This window comes from Allobosea sp. UC22_33, assembly GCF_042700715.1.
Taxonomy (GTDB): Bacteria; Pseudomonadota; Alphaproteobacteria; order Rhizobiales; family Beijerinckiaceae; genus Allobosea.
This window is the reverse complement of sequence record NZ_CP170556.1, coordinates 182,677-199,390: the sequence shown is the minus strand read 5'-3', so window position 1 is coordinate 199,390 and position 16,714 is coordinate 182,677. Positions and strand designations below refer to the sequence as shown.

15 protein-coding genes are annotated in these 16,714 nt (G+C 67.4%); 8 read left to right on the top strand and 7 right to left on the bottom strand.

Going from position 1 to position 16,714, the window contains the following annotated elements:
- Complete coding sequence (locus tag ACFJGT_RS00940; RefSeq protein WP_377844912.1) at positions 1-1,305, bottom strand: polyhydroxyalkanoate depolymerase; 1,305 nt, start codon at positions 1,303-1,305, stop codon at positions 1-3.
- A gap of 181 nt (positions 1,306-1,486) precedes the next feature.
- On the opposite strand from ACFJGT_RS00940, the gene ACFJGT_RS00935 reads away from it, so the two are divergent.
- Together ACFJGT_RS00935 and ACFJGT_RS00930 are read left to right on the top strand one after the other, a co-directional pair.
- A complete protein-coding gene (locus tag ACFJGT_RS00935; protein WP_377844910.1) occupies positions 1,487-2,839 on the top strand; it encodes an ActS/PrrB/RegB family redox-sensitive histidine kinase in 1,353 nt (450 codons plus the stop codon).
- A gap of 86 nt (positions 2,840-2,925) precedes the next feature.
- Positions 2,926-3,492 (top strand): ActR/PrrA/RegA family redox response regulator transcription factor, encoded by a 567-nt coding sequence (locus ACFJGT_RS00930; protein ID WP_377844907.1) that lies wholly within the window; start codon positions 2,926-2,928, stop codon positions 3,490-3,492.
- Between the two features lie 73 nt (positions 3,493-3,565).
- On the opposite strand, the gene ACFJGT_RS00925 is transcribed toward ACFJGT_RS00930, so the two are convergent.
- Positions 3,566-4,744 carry an MFS transporter gene (locus ACFJGT_RS00925; RefSeq protein ID WP_377844905.1) on the bottom strand — a complete coding sequence of 393 codons (1,179 nt, stop codon included), beginning with the start codon at positions 4,742-4,744 and terminating at the stop codon, positions 3,566-3,568.
- A 98-nt stretch (positions 4,745-4,842) separates the two neighbouring features.
- Here ACFJGT_RS00925 and ACFJGT_RS00920 point away from each other — a divergent pair, with 98 nt between their 5' ends.
- Complete coding sequence (locus tag ACFJGT_RS00920; protein WP_377844903.1) at positions 4,843-5,808, top strand: LysR family transcriptional regulator; 966 nt, start codon at positions 4,843-4,845, stop codon at positions 5,806-5,808.
- Here ACFJGT_RS00920 and ACFJGT_RS00915 read toward each other — a convergent pair.
- Positions 5,800-6,267: an MmcB family DNA repair protein gene (locus tag ACFJGT_RS00915; RefSeq protein ID WP_377844901.1), complete on the bottom strand. Its 468-nt coding sequence runs from the start codon at positions 6,265-6,267 to the stop codon at positions 5,800-5,802. The genes ACFJGT_RS00920 and ACFJGT_RS00915 overlap by 9 nt on opposite strands.
- 50 nt (positions 6,268-6,317) lie before the next feature.
- Complete coding sequence (locus ACFJGT_RS00910; RefSeq protein WP_377844899.1) at positions 6,318-7,388, bottom strand: LacI family DNA-binding transcriptional regulator; 1,071 nt, start codon at positions 7,386-7,388, stop codon at positions 6,318-6,320.
- 118 nt (positions 7,389-7,506) lie between these two features.
- On the opposite strand from ACFJGT_RS00910, the gene ACFJGT_RS00905 reads away from it, so the two are divergent.
- The 5 genes from ACFJGT_RS00905 to ACFJGT_RS00885 all read left to right on the top strand — a co-directional run bounded on the left by ACFJGT_RS00905 (position 7,507) and on the right by ACFJGT_RS00885 (position 13,730).
- On the top strand, positions 7,507-8,523 hold the full coding sequence (locus tag ACFJGT_RS00905; RefSeq protein WP_377844897.1) for a TRAP transporter substrate-binding protein: 1,017 nt from the start codon (positions 7,507-7,509) through the stop codon (positions 8,521-8,523).
- An 88-nt stretch (positions 8,524-8,611) separates the two neighbouring features.
- Complete coding sequence (locus tag ACFJGT_RS00900) at positions 8,612-10,453, top strand: TRAP transporter large permease subunit (RefSeq protein ID WP_377848889.1); 1,842 nt, start codon at positions 8,612-8,614, stop codon at positions 10,451-10,453.
- A gap of 25 nt (positions 10,454-10,478) precedes the next feature.
- The gene (locus ACFJGT_RS00895; protein ID WP_377844895.1) at positions 10,479-11,033 is read left to right on the top strand and encodes a VOC family protein; all 555 of its coding nucleotides are present in this window, start codon (positions 10,479-10,481) and stop codon (positions 11,031-11,033) included.
- A gap of 132 nt (positions 11,034-11,165) precedes the next feature.
- Complete coding sequence (locus tag ACFJGT_RS00890) at positions 11,166-12,446, top strand: ribulose-bisphosphate carboxylase large subunit family protein (protein WP_377844893.1); 1,281 nt, start codon at positions 11,166-11,168, stop codon at positions 12,444-12,446.
- A gap of 6 nt (positions 12,447-12,452) precedes the next feature.
- The gene (locus ACFJGT_RS00885) at positions 12,453-13,730 is read left to right on the top strand and encodes a four-carbon acid sugar kinase family protein (protein WP_377844891.1); all 1,278 of its coding nucleotides are present in this window, start codon (positions 12,453-12,455) and stop codon (positions 13,728-13,730) included.
- On the opposite strand, the gene ACFJGT_RS00880 is transcribed toward ACFJGT_RS00885, so the two are convergent.
- The 3 genes from ACFJGT_RS00880 to ACFJGT_RS00870 form a co-directional block, all read right to left on the bottom strand.
- The gene (locus ACFJGT_RS00880) at positions 13,727-14,671 is read right to left on the bottom strand and encodes a threonine/serine dehydratase (protein ID WP_377844888.1); all 945 of its coding nucleotides are present in this window, start codon (positions 14,669-14,671) and stop codon (positions 13,727-13,729) included. The two genes, ACFJGT_RS00885 and ACFJGT_RS00880, sit on opposite strands and share 4 nt — an antisense overlap.
- Positions 14,671-15,711: a succinylglutamate desuccinylase/aspartoacylase family protein gene (locus ACFJGT_RS00875; RefSeq protein WP_377844886.1), complete on the bottom strand. Its 1,041-nt coding sequence runs from the start codon at positions 15,709-15,711 to the stop codon at positions 14,671-14,673. Before ACFJGT_RS00875 ends, ACFJGT_RS00880 begins: the two co-directional genes overlap by 1 nt.
- 192 nt (positions 15,712-15,903) lie before the next feature.
- Positions 15,904-16,686 carry a transporter substrate-binding domain-containing protein gene (locus tag ACFJGT_RS00870; RefSeq protein WP_377844884.1) on the bottom strand — a complete coding sequence of 261 codons (783 nt, stop codon included), beginning with the start codon at positions 16,684-16,686 and terminating at the stop codon, positions 15,904-15,906.
- Positions 16,687-16,714: the final 28 nt, after the last annotated feature.

Below are 16,714 nucleotides of genomic sequence, written 5' to 3'. Positions count from 1 at the left end.
TCAGCCCGCGATCTTGAGCGCCTTGCGCTGTTCCTTGGCGCTGTCGTCGCGACGCTCCTTGGCCGCTTCCATGTCGAGGCTGACCATGAAGTCGGAGATGCGCGGCTGGATCTCGGAGCGGAAGCGCGAGCCGTTGAAGACGCCGTAATGGCCGACCTTCGGCTGGAGATAATGCACGCGCTTGTCGTCGGGGATGTTGACGCAGAGGTCATGCGCGGCCTGCGTCTGGCCGACGCCGGAGATGTCGTCCATCTCGCCCTCGACCGTCATCAGCGCGACGCGGCGGATGGCGGTGAGATCGACCGGCTTGTCTCGATGCATCATCTCGCCCTTCGGCAAAGCGTGCTGAACGAAGACGGTGTCGACTGTCTGGAGATAGAACTCCGCGGTCAGGTCCATCACCGCGAGGTACTCGTCATAGAAATCGCGATGCTTCTCGGCGGAATCGCCGTCGCCGCTGACGAGATGCTTGAACATGTCGTAATGGGCAGTGACGTGGCGGTCGATATTCATCGCCATGAAGCCCGAGAGCTGCATGAAGCCGGGATAGACCTGCCGGAAGGCGCCGAGGCTCGGGAAGGGCACGACGGTGATGCAGTTGCGGCGGAACCAGTCGGTGCCGCGCTCCATCGCGAGCTGGTTGACGGCGGTCGGTGAGCGGCGGGTATCGATCGGGCCCCCCATCAGCGTCATCGAGCGCGGCGCGCAGGGGTCGCGATCGGCTTCCATGCGGGCGATCGCGGCGATGACCGGCACGGATGGCTGGCAGATCGCCATGACATGGGTGTCCGGCCCCAGCATCTGCAGCATGCCGATGACATAGTCGATGTAATCGTCGAGATCGAAGCGCCCCTCGGAGAGCGGCACGAGGCGGGCATCGATCCAGTCGGTGATGTAGACCTCATGGCCGGGCAGGAAGGCCTCGACCGTGCCGCGCAGCAGCGTGGCGTAATGGCCGGACATCGGCGCGACCAGCAGCACCTTCGGCTGCGGCTTGCGGCGGCTGGCTTGGATCTTGCGGTCGAAATAGACCAGCTTGCAGAAGGGGCGTTCCCAGACGACCCGCTCCTCGACGGCGACCTTGACGCCGTTGATCGTGGTCTCGTCAAGGCCGAAGGCCGGCTTGCCGTAGCGTCGCGTCATGCGCTCGAACAGCTCGCAGGAAGCCGCGACGCTGCGGCCGAACGGCGTGTAGGTCAGCGGATTGGCGGGGTTCTTGAAGGCCAGATGCATCGCATCCGAAACCCCGCGCACCGGGCTCACCATCATGTGAACCGCTTCGTAGGCATGGTAGGCGAACGACATGGCAGCCCCGTACATACGATTGAACGTCCTTCCGGCGTCGCAACATGCGATGATGCGACGCAGCATCGCACCTTACGTTGATTTTGTTCTCATTCAACCCGGCTAAAGGCTAAGATTTTCCTGCGATGTGGATGAAGCCGGGAAAACCATCGGCAGGCGCCGTGCAGGAGACCTTCGAATCTTGAGCTTCCCGGACCTTTCCGCCCCGGTTCTGGCGCGTTCCAACCGTCATTTGCGCCTCGATACGCTGGTTCGGCTGCGCTGGCTGGCCATTGCCGGGCAGAGCCTCGCGGTTGCCGGCGTGCATTTCGGCCTCGGCTTCCCCCTGCCCTTCGGCTGGTGCTTCAGCGTCATCGCCGTCTCCGCCTGGCTCAATATCGCGCTGCGAATCCGTTTTCCGCTGAGCCATCGCCTGCGCGACACGGCCGCGACCGCGCTGCTCGGCTTCGACATCGCCCAGCTCGCGGCGCTGCTGTTCATGACCGGCGGCCTGCAGAACCCGTTCGCGATCCTGTTCCTGGCGCCGGTCATGATCTCGGCGACGGCGCTGCCGCCGCAGCGCACGCTGGTGCTCGGCCTGCTGGCGATGGGGCTCGCGACCCTGCTCAGCCGCTACCACCTGCCCTTGCCCTGGGCCGGCGACGATCGACCGGTGCTGCCGGCCTTCTACCAGCTCGGCAACTGGGTCGCGCTTGTGCTCGGCCTCGCCTTCACCGGCATCTATGCCTGGCGCGTCGCCAAGGAGGCGCGCGATCTCTCCGACGCGCTCGCCGCGACCGAACTCGTGCTGGCGCGCGAGCAGCACCTGTCGCAGCTCGACGGGCTCGCCGCCGCCGCCGCGCACGAACTCGGCACGCCGCTCGGCACGATCGCGCTGGTCGCGCGCGAACTGACCCGCCTCGCCCCGCCGGATGGCGAGATGGCCGAGGATATCGCGCTGCTGCGCGAGCAGGTCGAGCGCTGCCGCGGCATCCTCGGCAAGCTCTCCAGCCTGCAGGACGAGGATGCCGGCCCGCTCGGCCAGCTCACCTTGCGCCTGCTGATCGAGGAGACCGCCGGGCCGCAGCGGCCCTTCGGCGTGCCCTTCGAGATCACCATGACCGGTGAGAAGCCGGAGCCGGTCTGCCGCCGCAATCCCGGCATGATCTACGGCCTCGGCAATATCGTCGACAACGCCGTCGATTTCGCCCGCTCGACCGTGGCCATCACGGCGGAATGGAACCAGAGCCAGGTCGTGCTGGTGATCTCCGATGACGGGCCGGGCTTCCCGCCGGACGTGCTGATGCGGGCCGGCGACCCCTATCTCTCGCGCGGCTCCGGCGAAGGTCGGGCCGGCGGCGGCCTCGGGCTCGGCCTCTTCATCGCCAAGACGCTGCTCGAGCGGGGCGGCGCGACCCTGGAATTCTCGAACCGGCCGGCGCCTGCCAGCGGCGCCTCGATCCGGATCACCTGGTCGCGCGATGATTTCGAGGCCGATCTGCCTGTCGATGGGGGTACCCAGGCGGGCGCATCGGCCTTACATGAACCTGGCTGAGCAGGCTCCACAGGGCGCCTGCCGGCGAAGCGAAACCCGAATACGCGCAAAGCCGCAGCGCGTGGAGAAGCGGCAAGGAGAAGACGATGCAGGACGCAGCGAGCGAAACCGACAGGGCCGGCCCGGCCGCCGACATGTCCCTTCTGCTGGTCGATGACGACAAGCCGTTCCTGACCCGTCTCGCCCGCGCCATGGAAGGCCGCGGCTATGCCGTGCGCATCGCCGACAGCGTCGCCGCCGGCATTGCTGCCGTGGAAGAAGCCGCGCCGGCCTTCGCCGTGATCGACCTGCGCCTCGGCGACGGCAACGGGCTCGACGTCATCGCCCGCCTCAAGGAGCGCCGCCCCGATGCGCGCGGCGTGGTCCTGACCGGCTACGGCAATATCGCGACTGCTGTCAGCGCCGTGAAGCTCGGCGCCTTCGACTTCCTCGCCAAGCCGGCCGATGCCGACGAGATCCATGCAGCCCTCGCCGCCCAGCGCGATGCCCGTCCGCAGCCGCCGGAAAACCCGATGTCGGCCGACCGGGTGCGCTGGGAGCATATCCAGCGCGTCTATGAATTGTGCAGCCGCAATGTCTCGGAGACGGCGCGCCGCCTCGGCATGCATCGCCGCACGCTGCAGCGCATCCTCGCCAAGCGCGCGCCGCGCTGATCCAAACTGAATACAGAAAGCCCGCCGGACGACCTGTCCGGCGGGCTTTTCATTTGGCGACTGCCCACGCGCTTCAGGTTGCGCAAGCCGGCACGATCCGGGCCGCACGCCGCTCCAGCGACACCGCCAGAATGGCGAGTCCGAGCGCGAGCAGCGGCACGACAGCAGCAACCGGCGCGATGGCGCCATAACCCAGCCCCTGCGTGATCACCACGCCGCCGAGCCAGGCGCCGAAGGCGTTGCCGAGGTTGAAGGCGGCGATGTTGAGGCTGGATGCCAGCCCCTGCCCCGCGCCGCCGGCCTGCTGCAACACCCACATCTGGAGCGGCGCGACCGTGGCGAAGGCGGCAGCACCCAGCACGAAGGCAGCGATGATCGCGCCGATCTGGCTATGGAAGGCGAAACCCGAGGCGAACATCGCGACGGTCAGCAGCGCGATCGAGCCGATCAGCGCCGGAGCGAGCCTGCGATCGGTCCAACGCCCGCCGAGCAGGTTGCCGACGACAAGCCCGCCGCCGAAGACCAGCAGGATCGGCGAGACCGCTGCCTCGCTGAAGCCGGCGAGCTGGACCAGGATCGGCTGGATGAAGGTGAAGACCGCGAAAATCCCGCCGAAGCCGAGCACGGTCATGACGAGGCCGAGCTGGACCTGCGGCCGCGCCAGCACCTTGAACTCCTCGGCGAGCGAGCCGGGGACGACGCGCTCGCGATCGGCCGGGACGAAGACCGCGAGGACGACCAGGGCGACGAGGCCGATCGCGGTCACCGCCCAGAAGGTCGAGCGCCAGCCGAAGGCAAGCCCGAGCCAGGAGCCGAAGGGCACGCCGAGCAGGGTCGCCAGCGTCAGGCCGGTGAACATCAAGGCGATAGCGGAAGCCTTGCGCTCCGGCGCGACGAGGCTGGTGGCGACGAGCGAGCCGACGCCGAAGAAGGTGCCATGTGCCAAAGCCGTGACGATGCGGGCCGCCATCAGCCAGCCGAAGCTCGGGCTCAGCGCTGCAGCGAGATTGCCGAGGGTGAAGATCGCCATCAGCACGAGCAAGGTCGTCTTGCGCGGCAGGGAGCGGGTCGCGATCGTCAGGATCGGCGCGCCGACGAAGACGCCGAGCGCATAGCCGGTCATCAAGAGCCCGGCGAGCGGGACGCTGATGCCGAGATCGGCGGAGACCTGCAGGAGCAGGCCCATGATGACGAATTCGGTGACGCCGATGCCGAAGGCGCCGACGGTGAGGGCATAAAGGGCGATGGGCATGGAATGCCTCCGAGAAACTGTTCGGGCCCGGAGATAGCGCCGCCGGCGCTTGTGAATTAGACTGCATGAAAGACCAGCAATTGTGAGATGAATTCACGATGCCGCGCAGCGAGATCAACCGGTCCGGCGAGATGGAGGTCTTCGCCCGCGTCGTCGAGCTCGGCGGCTTCTCCCCGGCGGCGCGCGCATTGCGGATGACGCCCTCAGCCGTCAGCAAGCTCATCACCCGGCTGGAGGCGCGGCTCGGCGTCAGGCTGATCGTGCGCTCGACCCGCAAGTTCATGCTGACCGAGGAAGGCACGACCTTCCATGAGCGGACATTGCGCGTACTCGCCGATCTCGACGAGGCCGAGCGGGCCGTCGCCGCCTGCCAGATCCCGCGCGGGCGGCTGCGGGTGAATGCCAATGTCGCGTTCGGCTGGCATTTCCTGCTGCCGGTGGCGCCGCGCTTCATGGCGGCGCATCCCGGCATCCAACTGGATATCTCGATCACCGATGCGGTGATCGATCTCGTCGACGAGCGGGCCGATGTCGCGATCCGGGTCGGGCCGCTGCGGTCCTCGCAGCTTGTCGCGCGCAAGCTCGGCGAAAGTCTCTCTGCGATCGTCGCCTCGCCGGATTATCTGGCGGCGCACGGCGCGCCGGATCATCCCGAAAAGCTGCCCGGCAGCGATCTCATCACCTTCAACTTCGCGAGGCATCGCGACACCTGGCCCTTCGTCATCGACGGCCAGCGCGTCTTCCTGCCGGCCCATGGCCGCGTCACGGTCGGCGACGGCGAGAGCGCGCGGCGGCTGGCGCTGGCGGGACAGGGCCTGACCCGGCTCTCGCTCTTCCATATCGCCGACGACATCGCCGCCGGCCGGCTCGTCCCGGTGCTGGAGGCTTTCAATCCCGGTGATGTCGAGGACATCCACGCCGTCTATGTCGGCCATGGCGGCAAGCTGCCGGCGCGCGTTCGCGCCTTCATCGACTTCCTGGTCGCGGAGATCGACCTGCGCCGCTTCGCCACGATGCCGAGAGCGGCAATGGCCGGAGCCCGAGAAACGGCCTTATCAGGCTGATCCGTCGGGGTCCTCGATCGAGGCAAGCCGGCTCGAGGCCAGCCGCGCCAGCGCGATGGTCAGCATCTTGCGGCGCGCCGCGCTCAGGGGATGGCGCGGCGGCTCGCGCAGCAAGTCGCCGCCATAAGCGTCGGCGACGATCAGGCCGACATCGTCGGGCAGGATTTCGCGCGGAAATTCGGGCGCGACGGCGAAGAGGAAGCCGTCGCAATAGTCGCGATAATCCGGCCATTTGCCGTCGACACGATAGTCGGCGATGCCGGACTTGACCTCGACGACCCAGAGTTCACCGGATGGCGAGAGCGCGACGATGTCACCGCGCCGGCCATTGGCGAAGGTCATTTCCTTGACGATGGCATAGCCGCGCTCGCGCAGGTGACGCGCCGCGCCGCGGCAGACGATGCGCGTGATATCGGGCCGCGCAGGCGGCGGATTGAGGACGGAATCCGGAAGGGACATGCGCGCATGTTCCCTCTTTGTTTCCGGGAATGCAAGTCTCCTGCGGAAGTCTAGGGCAGGTTCTCGCGCAGGATGATCTCGATGCTGGGCGGCGCCGTGCCCTCCAGAGCCGGGCGGCCGGCGCGCAGATTGGCGAAGATCGCGATGCAGCTCATCAATGCCGCATGGGGATGCTGGGTGATGACCGCGTCCATCGTGCCGTCGAGCAGGAGCGCGCGGGTCGCCGGCGTCAGGCCATGACCGACGAAGACCACCTCCTGCTGGCGGCCGGCCTCCTTCAAGGCGCGCGCGATGCCCTCCGGCCCGCCGCCGATATTGTAGATGCCGGCGAGGTCCGGGTGCTGGGCGAGCAGCGCCTTGGCCTGGCGATAGTTGCGCCCCTCGTCGTCGAGCCCCTCGCGCAGGCCGACCACCTCGATCTGCGGAAACATCTCCTCGAAGAGATGGAGGAAGCCCATCTCGCGCTCCTCATGGGCGCGGTAGCTCAGGCTGCCGGCGATCATCGCGACCTTGGCCGGGCGCTTGCCGATGAAGCGGGCGACGAGATAGCCGGCCGTGCGCCCGGTCGAGCGGTTGTCGAGCCCGACATAGGCGGCACGACGCGCATTGGCGATGTCGGAGATCAGGGTCACGGCCGGCACGCCGCGCTCAGCGAGGCCGTTCACCGCCTCGCGCACCGCCGGGTGCTCAAGCGCCATGAAGGCGATACCGTCGACATCGCGCCCGACCTGCCGGAGCTGCTGGGCCAGCAGTTCCGGCTTGAAGCTCTCGATGAACTCGACGCGGGCGCGCATGTTGAAAGAGGCGAGCTGCTCCTGCGCCTCCGCGATATGGCGCCCGAGCATCGCGAGGAAGCGGTTGCTCCCGGCCGGCAGCAGGAAAGCGAGACGCATCGGCGTGAAGGCCTGCGCCGGCAAGGCAGGATCGAGGACATAGCCCAGTTCGCTCGCGGCCTTCAGAACGCGCTGGACGGTGGCCGCACGTACGCCCGGCCGCTGGTTCAGCACCCGGTCGACGGTTGCGGTCGAGGCGCCGGAGAGCGCCGCGACATCGGCGATGCGGGCCATCCGGCGGCGCTGCAGGCTTTCACCGCTACCGTTTTTCTCTGCGGTGTCCGTCATAGAGTCACATCAAAAACCATCAGTATTTGAGTTTGACCACCATCATTCCAGCTTCCTAATCTGAGGGCAAGAAGACCGCAATCAATCAAATCGCATCAGCGATACCGGGAGGATCACCATGACGAACTTCACGCGCCGCACGGTGCTGCGTACGCTCGCCGCTACGCCTGCCGCCTCGTTCATCGCCATGCCGCATATCGCGCGCGCCGCCGAGATCGAGCTAAAATACGGCAACAACCTGCCCCTCAGCCACCCGCTCAACATCCGCGCCCAGGAGGCGGCCGAGCGCGTCGCGAAGGAAACCAACGGCCGGGTCGAGATCAAGATCTTCCCGAACAATCAGCTCGGCGGCGATACCGACATGCTGAGCCAGGTGCGCAATGGCGGCATCACCTTCTTCACGCCCTCCGCGCTCGTCATCGCGACGCTGGTGCCCGTCGCGGCGATCAACGCCGTCGGCTTCGCCTTCGCCGATTACGACCAGGTCTGGAAGGCGATGGACGGCAAGCTCGGCGCCCATGTCCGCGACGCCATCTCGAAGGTGAACCTCTATGCCTTCGAGAAGATGTGGGACAACGGCTTCCGCCAGATGACCACCTCGGGCAAGGCGATCGAGACGGCCAAGGAAATGGCCGGCCTCAAGATCCGCGTGCCGGTGAGCCCGCTTTCGATCTCGATGTTCAAGGCGCTTGATGCCGCGCCGGCCAGCCTGCAATTCTCCGAGGTCTATACCGCGCTGCAGACCAAGGTCGTCGACGCGCAGGAGAACCCGCTGCCGATCATCCAGGTCGCCAAGCTCTACGAAGTTCAGAAGAGCTGCGCCGTCTCCAACCATATCTGGGACGGGTTCTGGTTCATCGCCAACGGGCGCGCCTGGCGCGCTCTGCCGCCCGATGTCCAGACGATCGTCGCGAATGCGATCAACGATGCCGGCGTCGCCCAGCGCGGCGACATCAAGAAGCTGAACGAAACCGTACAGGCGGACCTGCAATCCAAAGGCCTCGCCTTCAACAAGACAGACCCGGATTCCTTCCGTGCCAAGCTGCGGGAAAGCGGCTTCTATAAGGAATGGCAGGAGCGCTTCGGCAAGGACGCCTGGAGCCTGCTCGAAGACGCCGTCGGCAAGCTGGCCTGAGGGGTGCGGGCGGGCCTATAAGGCCCAAAAGCACAAGACAGGAAACGCCCCGATGGATGCCCATAGCGCGCCCCTTCCCGCTGCCGCCATGCCCGCCAACGGGCTCGGCCGCTTCGCCGGCCATCTCGACCGTGCCCTGGGCGGCCTGGTCGAGACGGTGGCGGCGGTGCTGGTTCTGGTCGAGATCATCATCCTCGGGGCCGGTGTCACGGCGCGCTATGTCTTCCACGCCCCGCTGGTCTGGTCGGACGAGCTCGCCTCGATCCTATTCCTCTGGCTCTCGATGCTGGGCGCCGTCGTCGCGCTGCGGCGCGGCGAGCATATGCGCATGACGGGCCTCGTCTCCCGCGTCTCGCCGCAGACGCGGGCGCTGCTGGAGGCGGTCGCGATCACCGCCTCGATCGCCTTCCTCCTCCTGATCATGCCGCATGCGGTCGAATATGCCGAGGAAGAGAACTTCATCGTCACGCCGGCGCTGGAGATCAGCAATGCCTGGCGCGCGGCGGCAATCCCCGTCGGTGTCGGCCTGATGCTGATCGCCGCCGGCTGCCGCCTGCTGCGCTTTTCGACGCTGAAACCCGCCCTGCTCGCGATCGGGATCACCGCGCTGCTCGTGCTGCTGTTCTGGCTCGCCGGGCCTTCGCTCAAGCCGCTCGGCAAGCTCAACCTGATCGTCTTCTTCGTCGGCGTCGTCGCACTTAACGTCTTCTCCGGCGTGCCGATCGCCTTCTCCTTCGCGCTCGCCACCTTCGGCTATCTCGCCTGCACAACGTCGACGCCGATGCTGGTCATGGTCGGCCGGCTCGACGAGGGCATGAGCCATCTCATCCTGCTCGCGGTGCCGCTCTTCATCTTCCTGGGCGCGCTGATCGAAATGACCGGCATGGCCCGCGCCATGATTCAGTTCCTGGCGAGCCTGCTCGGCCATGTCCGCGGCGGCCTGTCCTATGTGCTGGTCGGCGCGATGTACCTCGTCTCCGGCATCTCCGGCTCGAAGATCGCCGACATGGCGGCGATCGCGCCCGTGCTCTTCCCAGAGATGCAGAAGCGGGGTGCCAAGCCCGGCGATCTCGTCGCGCTGCTCTCGGCGACCGGCGCGCAGACCGAGACGATCCCGCCCTCGATTGTGCTGATCACCATCGGCTCGGTCACTGGCGTCTCGATCGCGGCGCTGTTCACCGGCGGCATGCTGCCCGCCGTGGTGCTCGGCGTCGCGCTCTGCTTCGTCGTCTGGTGGCGCTGCCGCGGCGAGGACCTCAGCAACGTCAAGCGCTTCTCCCGGCGCGAAATCGGCAAGCTTGCCCTGGTCGCGCTGCCGGCGATCGCGCTGCCCTTCGTCATCCGCGCCGCGGTGGTCGAGGGTGTCGCGACCGCGACCGAGGTTTCGACCATCGGCATCGCCTATGCGGTGCTGGCCGGCATCCTGCTCTATCGCCAGTTCGACTGGCGCCGCCTGCCGCGCATGCTGGTCGAGACGGCCTCGCTCACCGGCGCGATCATCTTCATCATCGGCTGCGCCACCGCCATGGCCTGGGGGCTGACGCAATCCGGCTTCTCGCGCGACCTCGCTCAGGCGATGGCCGCCGTGCCGGGCGGAACCTGGGGCTTCCTCGGCATCTCGATCGTCGCCTTCACCATCCTCGGCAGCGTGCTCGAGGGCATCCCGGCGATCGTGCTGTTCGGCCCGCTGGTGTTCCCGATCGCCAAGCAGGTCGGCGTGCACGAGGTCCATTACGCGATGGTCGTGATCTTCGCGATGGGCATCGGGCTCTTCGCCCCGCCCTTCGGCGTCGGCTATTACGGCGCCTGCGCGATCAGCAAGATCAATCCCGATGAGGGCCTGAAATACATCTGGGGCTACATCCTCGCCCTGTTGCTGGGCCTTCTCGTCGTCGCTGCCGTGCCGTGGATCTCCATCGGCTTCCTTTGATCCTGATAATCAGAAAGCAACGCCCATGAGCCGCTTCTTTGGCCAGATCCGTCAGGCCGGCTATGTCGTCCCGGATATCGAGGCGGCGATGGACTACTGGAGCCGCGTGCTGGGCGTCGGACCGTTCTTCTACAACCCCAAGGTCCCGATCAAAAACTACCGCTACAAGGGCGAGGCCTACGAGCCGCACAATTCGGTGGCGCTGGCCAATTCCGGCCCGCTCCAGATCGAGCTGATCCAGTGCCGCAACGCCGTGCCGTCGATGTACAAGGACTTCACCGATGCGGGGCTGACCGGGCTGCAGCATGTCGCCTACTGGACGTCGGACTACGACGCCGATCTGGAGCGACTCGTCACTGAGGGCTTCAAGCCGGTGATGTCGGGCGAGGTCGGCGAGCGAGGGCGCTTCGTCTATTTCGACACGCATTACCATCCGGGCACGGTGATCGAGCTTTCGGAAGTCGCCGGCCCCAAGGGCGAGATGTTCAGACTAATCCGCGAGGCGTCGGAGATCTGGGACGGCAAGGACCCGGTGCGGCCCTTCCCCGACCTGAGCAAGCTCGCTGCCGCGGCGGCGTGAAGTTGCCTCGTCCGGGTCATCCCGGGCGACCGCAGGGAGACCCGGGATCCATGCCGGAACCGTTCAGGCATGGATCCCGGATCGGCGCCGCTGACGCGGCTTGTCCGGGATGACCCGGGAGTTCGATTTCTGATGACATCTTCGCAGAACCGCTTCGAAGCGACCTACCTGATCGAAACCCCGCTCGCCCCGGCCAGGGTCGCCGAGGTGATGGCGGGCGAGCAATCCTGCGGCACCTTCGCCCGCGTCGCCGGGGAGACAGACGAGTTGCGCGAGCGGGCCCGCGCCATCGTCACCCGGATCGAGGAGCTGGAGCCCGCAACGGAGCCCAGCCTGCCGAATGCCTGGCTCGCCCGAAAGGGCGTCAGCGGGCCGTGGCGGCGGGCGCGGGTCACGATCTCCTTCCCGGTCGACAATGTCGGCGCCAATCTCGCGACGCTGGCGGCGGTCGTCGCCGGCAATCTCTACGATCTCGGCGAGGTCACGGGTCTCAGGCTCGAAAGCATCGCCCTGCCCTGGTCCTACCGCCGGCGCTTCCCGCTGCCGGCGCAAGGCATCGCCGGCACGCGACGCCTGACCGGTGCGGCGAAAGGGCCGCTGGTCGGCTCGATCATCAAGCCGAATGTCGGCCTCAGCTCTGCGCAGACGGCGGAGCTCGTCGCCAGCCTGTGCGAAGCCGGGCTCGACTTCATCAAGGACGACGAGATCTCGGCCGATCCCGTGCATGCGCCTCTGGCCGAACGCATTCCGGCCGTGATGGCGGCGGTGCGCCGGCACCAGGACAAGACCGGCAAACATGTCATGGTCGCCTTCAACATCACCGACGAGACCGATGCGATGCGCCGCCATGCCGATCTCGTCCAGCGCGAGGGCGGTTCCTGCGTGATGGCGAGCCTGAACTGGTGCGGTTTCTCGGCGATCGAGACCCTGCGCCGCTCGACCGATCTCGCCCTGCACGGCCACCGCAACGGCTATGGCGCCTTCTCGCGCCATCCGCTGCTCGGCATCGGTTTCCAGGCCTATCAGGTGCTGTGGCGACTGGCCGGCGTCGACCATATGCATGTCCATGGCCTGCAGGGGAAATTCGCGCAGGAGGACGAGGAGGTCGTGACCTCCGCCAGGGATTGCGTCACGCCGCTGACCGATGGCGCCGACGACCGGGTGATGCCGGCCTTCTCCTCCGGGCAATGGGCCCGCACGGCGCAGGCGACCTGGGACGCGATCGGCCATGACGACCTCTTGTTCATGGCCGGTGGCGGCATTCTGGCCCATCCCGGTGGACCGAAAGCCGGTGTCGCCAGCATCCGGCAGGCCTGGGCGGCCGTGGCCGAGGGCACGTCGCTGGTCGAGGCGGCGCGGTCGCATCCGGAACTGCAACAGGCGCTCGACACCTTCGGCGGCAAGACGGGCTAGCGCGCCGTGACCGCGAAGCGCATGCCTCTCTACGGCTGGTACGGCGACGATTTCACCGGCTCGACCGACACGCTGGCGACGCTGGCAGAGCGCGGTTTTCGCGCCCTGCTCTTCCTGCGCCAGCCGAGCGAGGCGCAGCTCGCGGCGGCCGGCCCGCTCGACGCGATCGGCATCGCCGGGGCGAGCCGGGCCATGGCGCCGGAGGCGATTCGGGCTGAGCTGACGGAAATCGGTCGCTTCTTCGCCGGGCAAGGCGTCAAGCTGATGCATTACAAATGCTGCTCGACCTTCGACAGCGCGCCTGATATCGGCAGCATCGGCGCGGCCGTCGCGGCATTGAAGCCCCTCTTCCCGAACCCGCTCGTGGCGATCCTCGGCGGCCAGCCCAATCTCGGGCGCTTCTGCCTGTTCGGTAACCTCTTCGCGGCCGGCGGCGACGGCACGGTCCACCGCATCGACCGGCATCCGACGATGAGCCGGCATCCGGTGACGCCGATGGCGGAAGCCGATCTGCGCCGGCATCTCGCCGCGCAGGGGCTTACAGATATCGGACTCGTCGACTATCGCGCCTATGCCGATGGTTCGATCACGCAGGCCGCGCTTCCGAGCGGGAAGCCCGCCGTTCTGTTCGACGTCTCGACGGAAGCCGACCTGTCGGCGATCGGTGGGTTACTCGCGACCGCGTTGGAGAATGCTCCGATGCTCGCGGTTGGCGCGAGCTCCGTCGCTCGTGCCTTCGCGACCGGGCATGGCAAGGCGGCTGTCGTGCCGCCAGCTCCCGATGCGACGCATCGCGGCACCGGACCGGTCCTTGCCCTCGTCGGCAGCCTTTCCCCCGTGACACGGGCGCAGGTCGAAGCCGCGAGAGGCTATGCGATGCTGCCTGTCGAGGCCGGACGGCTTCTCGCGGATGAAAGCTATGCGGCGGCGCTCCGTTCAGCCGCCCTCTCCCAACTGGCTCAAGGCGATGTGATGCTGGTGACGGAACAGCCCGCAGGTGCTCCGGCCGCGGCCGGCGCGGTTGCCGAAGCAACCGGAGCCTTGCTGGCCGCGATCATCGCCGAAGCGCGCCTCGGCCGGCTCGTCGTCGCGGGCGGCGACACCTCGACCATGGCGATCCGGTCCCTGCCGCTCTGGGGCCTGTCCTATCGCGGGCCTTGCGTGCCCGGCGCGCCGCTCTGCCGCGCCCATTCCGGCGATGCGCGTCTCGATGGACTGGAGATCGTACTGAAGGGCGGGCAGATGGGGCCGCCCGGCTTCTTCAATAACGAAGCGCGCGCCTAACCCGGCAGGCAACCATCCGTGCCGGCGCCGCAGACCAGCGCGCAGACCTTTTCGCCGCCGGACAACGCGATCCGTCCCGACTGCAGCGCGGCAACCGCCGCCGCGCCCGACAAGTCGGCGGCGATGCCGAATTCGAACCAGAGCGATTTCGCCGCCTGCTCCATCTCGGCATCGGTGATCAGCACGATCTCGTCGACATTGCGGGCTGTCGCCTCGTAGATCGCCTGATCGGTCTGGCGGCAGGACATGGTGGCGACGCGGGTCTCCAGCTTGTCGAGCGCGACGAGACGCCCCGCAGCGAGACAGGCATGAAGCGTCGGCGACCCCACCGGCTCGATGCCGATGATCCTTGTTTGCGGGCGCAGGGCCTTCACCGCCGTCGAGAGGCCGGTGATCAATCCGCCGCCGCCAATGGCGACGAGGATGATGTCGACATCCGGCATGTCGTCGAGGATATCGAGGCCGAGCGTGCCCTGGCCCGCGACCACGACCGGATCGCTGAAGGGATGGGCATAGGTCGCGCCGGTCTTGGCGGCGTGGGCGAGCGCGGCGGCATTGGCATCGTCCCAGATCGCGCCGACGATATGGACGTCGGCGCCCCAGTCACGCAGCTTGGCGATCTTGTCCGGCGCGGCGTTGGACGGCAGGAAGATCGTGGCGTTGACGCCGAGCACATGGGCCGAGCGGGCGATGGCGAGGCCGTGATTGCCGCCGGACGCGGTCACGACGCCGCGCGCTAGTTCGTCCTTCGACAGGGTCAGGAGGCGGTTCATCGCGCCGCGCGCCTTGAAGGAACCGGCGGCCTGCAGCAATTCGAGCTTCAGCGTGACATCGCCGCCGAAATCGCCGCCGCGCGTCTTCGCATAGGGCAGTGTCGGGGTTTGCCGGATGTAAGGCGCGATGCGCTCGCGGGCGGCGCGGATATCGTCGCGCGTTATCATCACAGCGTCCCGCGATAGGGCGCCGCCACGATCAGGCAGCAATTGCCCGGCTTGACGCGGCCCGGCTGGCGGCGGCCGTAGAGGATGCCGTCGGCGGCGTAATGCAGCGTCTCGGGCGGGCGCGTCGGGTCCCAGGTGCAGTGGATCCGGCCGGCCGGCTCGCCGGCGCTGACCTTGCTGCCATTGGCGTGGAAGGGCTCGAAGATGCCGTCCGCCGTCGCATAGACATAGGCCGAGATGCCGGGCAGTTCGAGGATCTGGCCATCGCCGCGCCTGGGCTCGGGTTTTTCGCGGACGACGACGCCGAGATGATCGAGCACATTGGCAACGCCGCGCCGGCAGACCGAGAGCGCCTCCAGCGAGACCGTGCCGGCGCCAGCCATCTCCGTGCCGACCGTGACGAGCCCGGCGCGGCAGGCGGCGGCGGTCGCGGTGCGCGGCTCGCCGAGATTGCTGATCACGACCATCATCGGCGCGTCGAAGGCCTGTACCGCCGCGACATTGCGCTTGTGCAGGGCTGGATCATCGGTCGGCTCGACGATGGCGCTCGGGATGATGTCGAGCGAGGAGCCGCCGGAATGCAGGTCGAGGAAGGCGTCGCCGATCGGCAGGATATGGTCGCTGACGAAGGCCGAGATCTGCTGGGTGATGGAGCCGCGCGGATCTCCCGGGAAGGTGCGGTTGAAGTTGAGGCCGTCGACCGGCGAGGTGCGCTGGCCGGCCATGACCGCATGGACATTATTCGCCGGCATCAGGATGAGCCGCCCCTGGACGCGGCCGGGATCGAGATCGCGGATCAGGTCGCAGATCGTGATCGGCCCCTCGTATTCATCGCCATGGTTGCCGCCCTCCATGATCACGGTCGGGCCGGAACCGTTCTTGATCACGGCGATCGGCACGCGGGTCGCGCCCCAGGCATCGTCATGCGGCGAATGCGGGATCATCAGGAAGCCGGTCTGCTTGCCCTCGCGGTCGGGGTCGACGGTGAGGAAGGCGCTGGACGGGCGCGGTGTCGGCTTGGGGCGCGTGGTGGTGGTCATGGCGGGCTCGATCGGACGTGAATTGGCATGACTTAGGGGGCCTCCCCGAGACGGGGAGGATCGATGCAAGCCGTCATGCTCGGGCTTGACCCGAGCATCTCAGGCATAAGCAGGCTCCGACCAGCGCCTTCTGATCAGGAGATTCTCGGGTCTTCGCTACGCTTCGCCCGAGAATGACGGCTGACGACTCAACTAGAGCGTCGGCAGCGGGTCCATAGGCATGTCCAGGTACTTGCGGTGCAGCCGGTCGAGCTCGCCGTTCATCGCGTTGAAGAAGATGAAGCCGTCGAGCCAGCGCACGAGGTTATGCTGGTCCATCTGCACGCCCATATGGGCCGGGCTGCGGCGGATGACGAACTTGCGCTCGAACTCCTTGTTCGGGTTCTGCTTGGCGAGCGCCTGCGCCACGATCGAGTTGGTGGCCAGCAGATCGGCCTGGCCGGTGATGTAGGCGGCGGCGGCCGTCGCGTCGTCCTCGGTGCGCATCAGGCTCGCCTTCGGCGCGGCGGCCGAGATCGCGAGCTCCTGCGTCGTGCCCTTGGCGGCGGCGACGCGGGCCGAGCCGATCGTCTCCGGGCTCGACACGGCCGAGCTTTTCGCGCCGTAGACCGCGAGGAAGGTGTTGGCATAGGGCGCCGTGAACTGGATCTGCCGGGCGCGCTCCGGCGTCAGGCCCATCACCGAGATGACGATGTCGACCTTGTCGGTCATCAGGAAGGGGATGCGGTTGGCACCGGTGATCTGCTGCATCTCCAGCTTCACGCCGAGGCCCTTGGCGACCATCTCGGCCATCTCGATGTCGAACCCGATCGCCTTGCGGTCGGCATCCTGCGAGCCGAAGGGCGGCGCATCGAGCGGCACGCCGATGCGGACGACGCCCTTGGACAGGATGTCCTGGAGCTTGTCGGCCTTGGCCTCGGCAGCGCCGAAGGCGGCGACGGCCAGGGCGGCTAAACCTGCGAACAGTGAACGCATCGTCTTCTCTCCCCTCGTTGATGTTGTC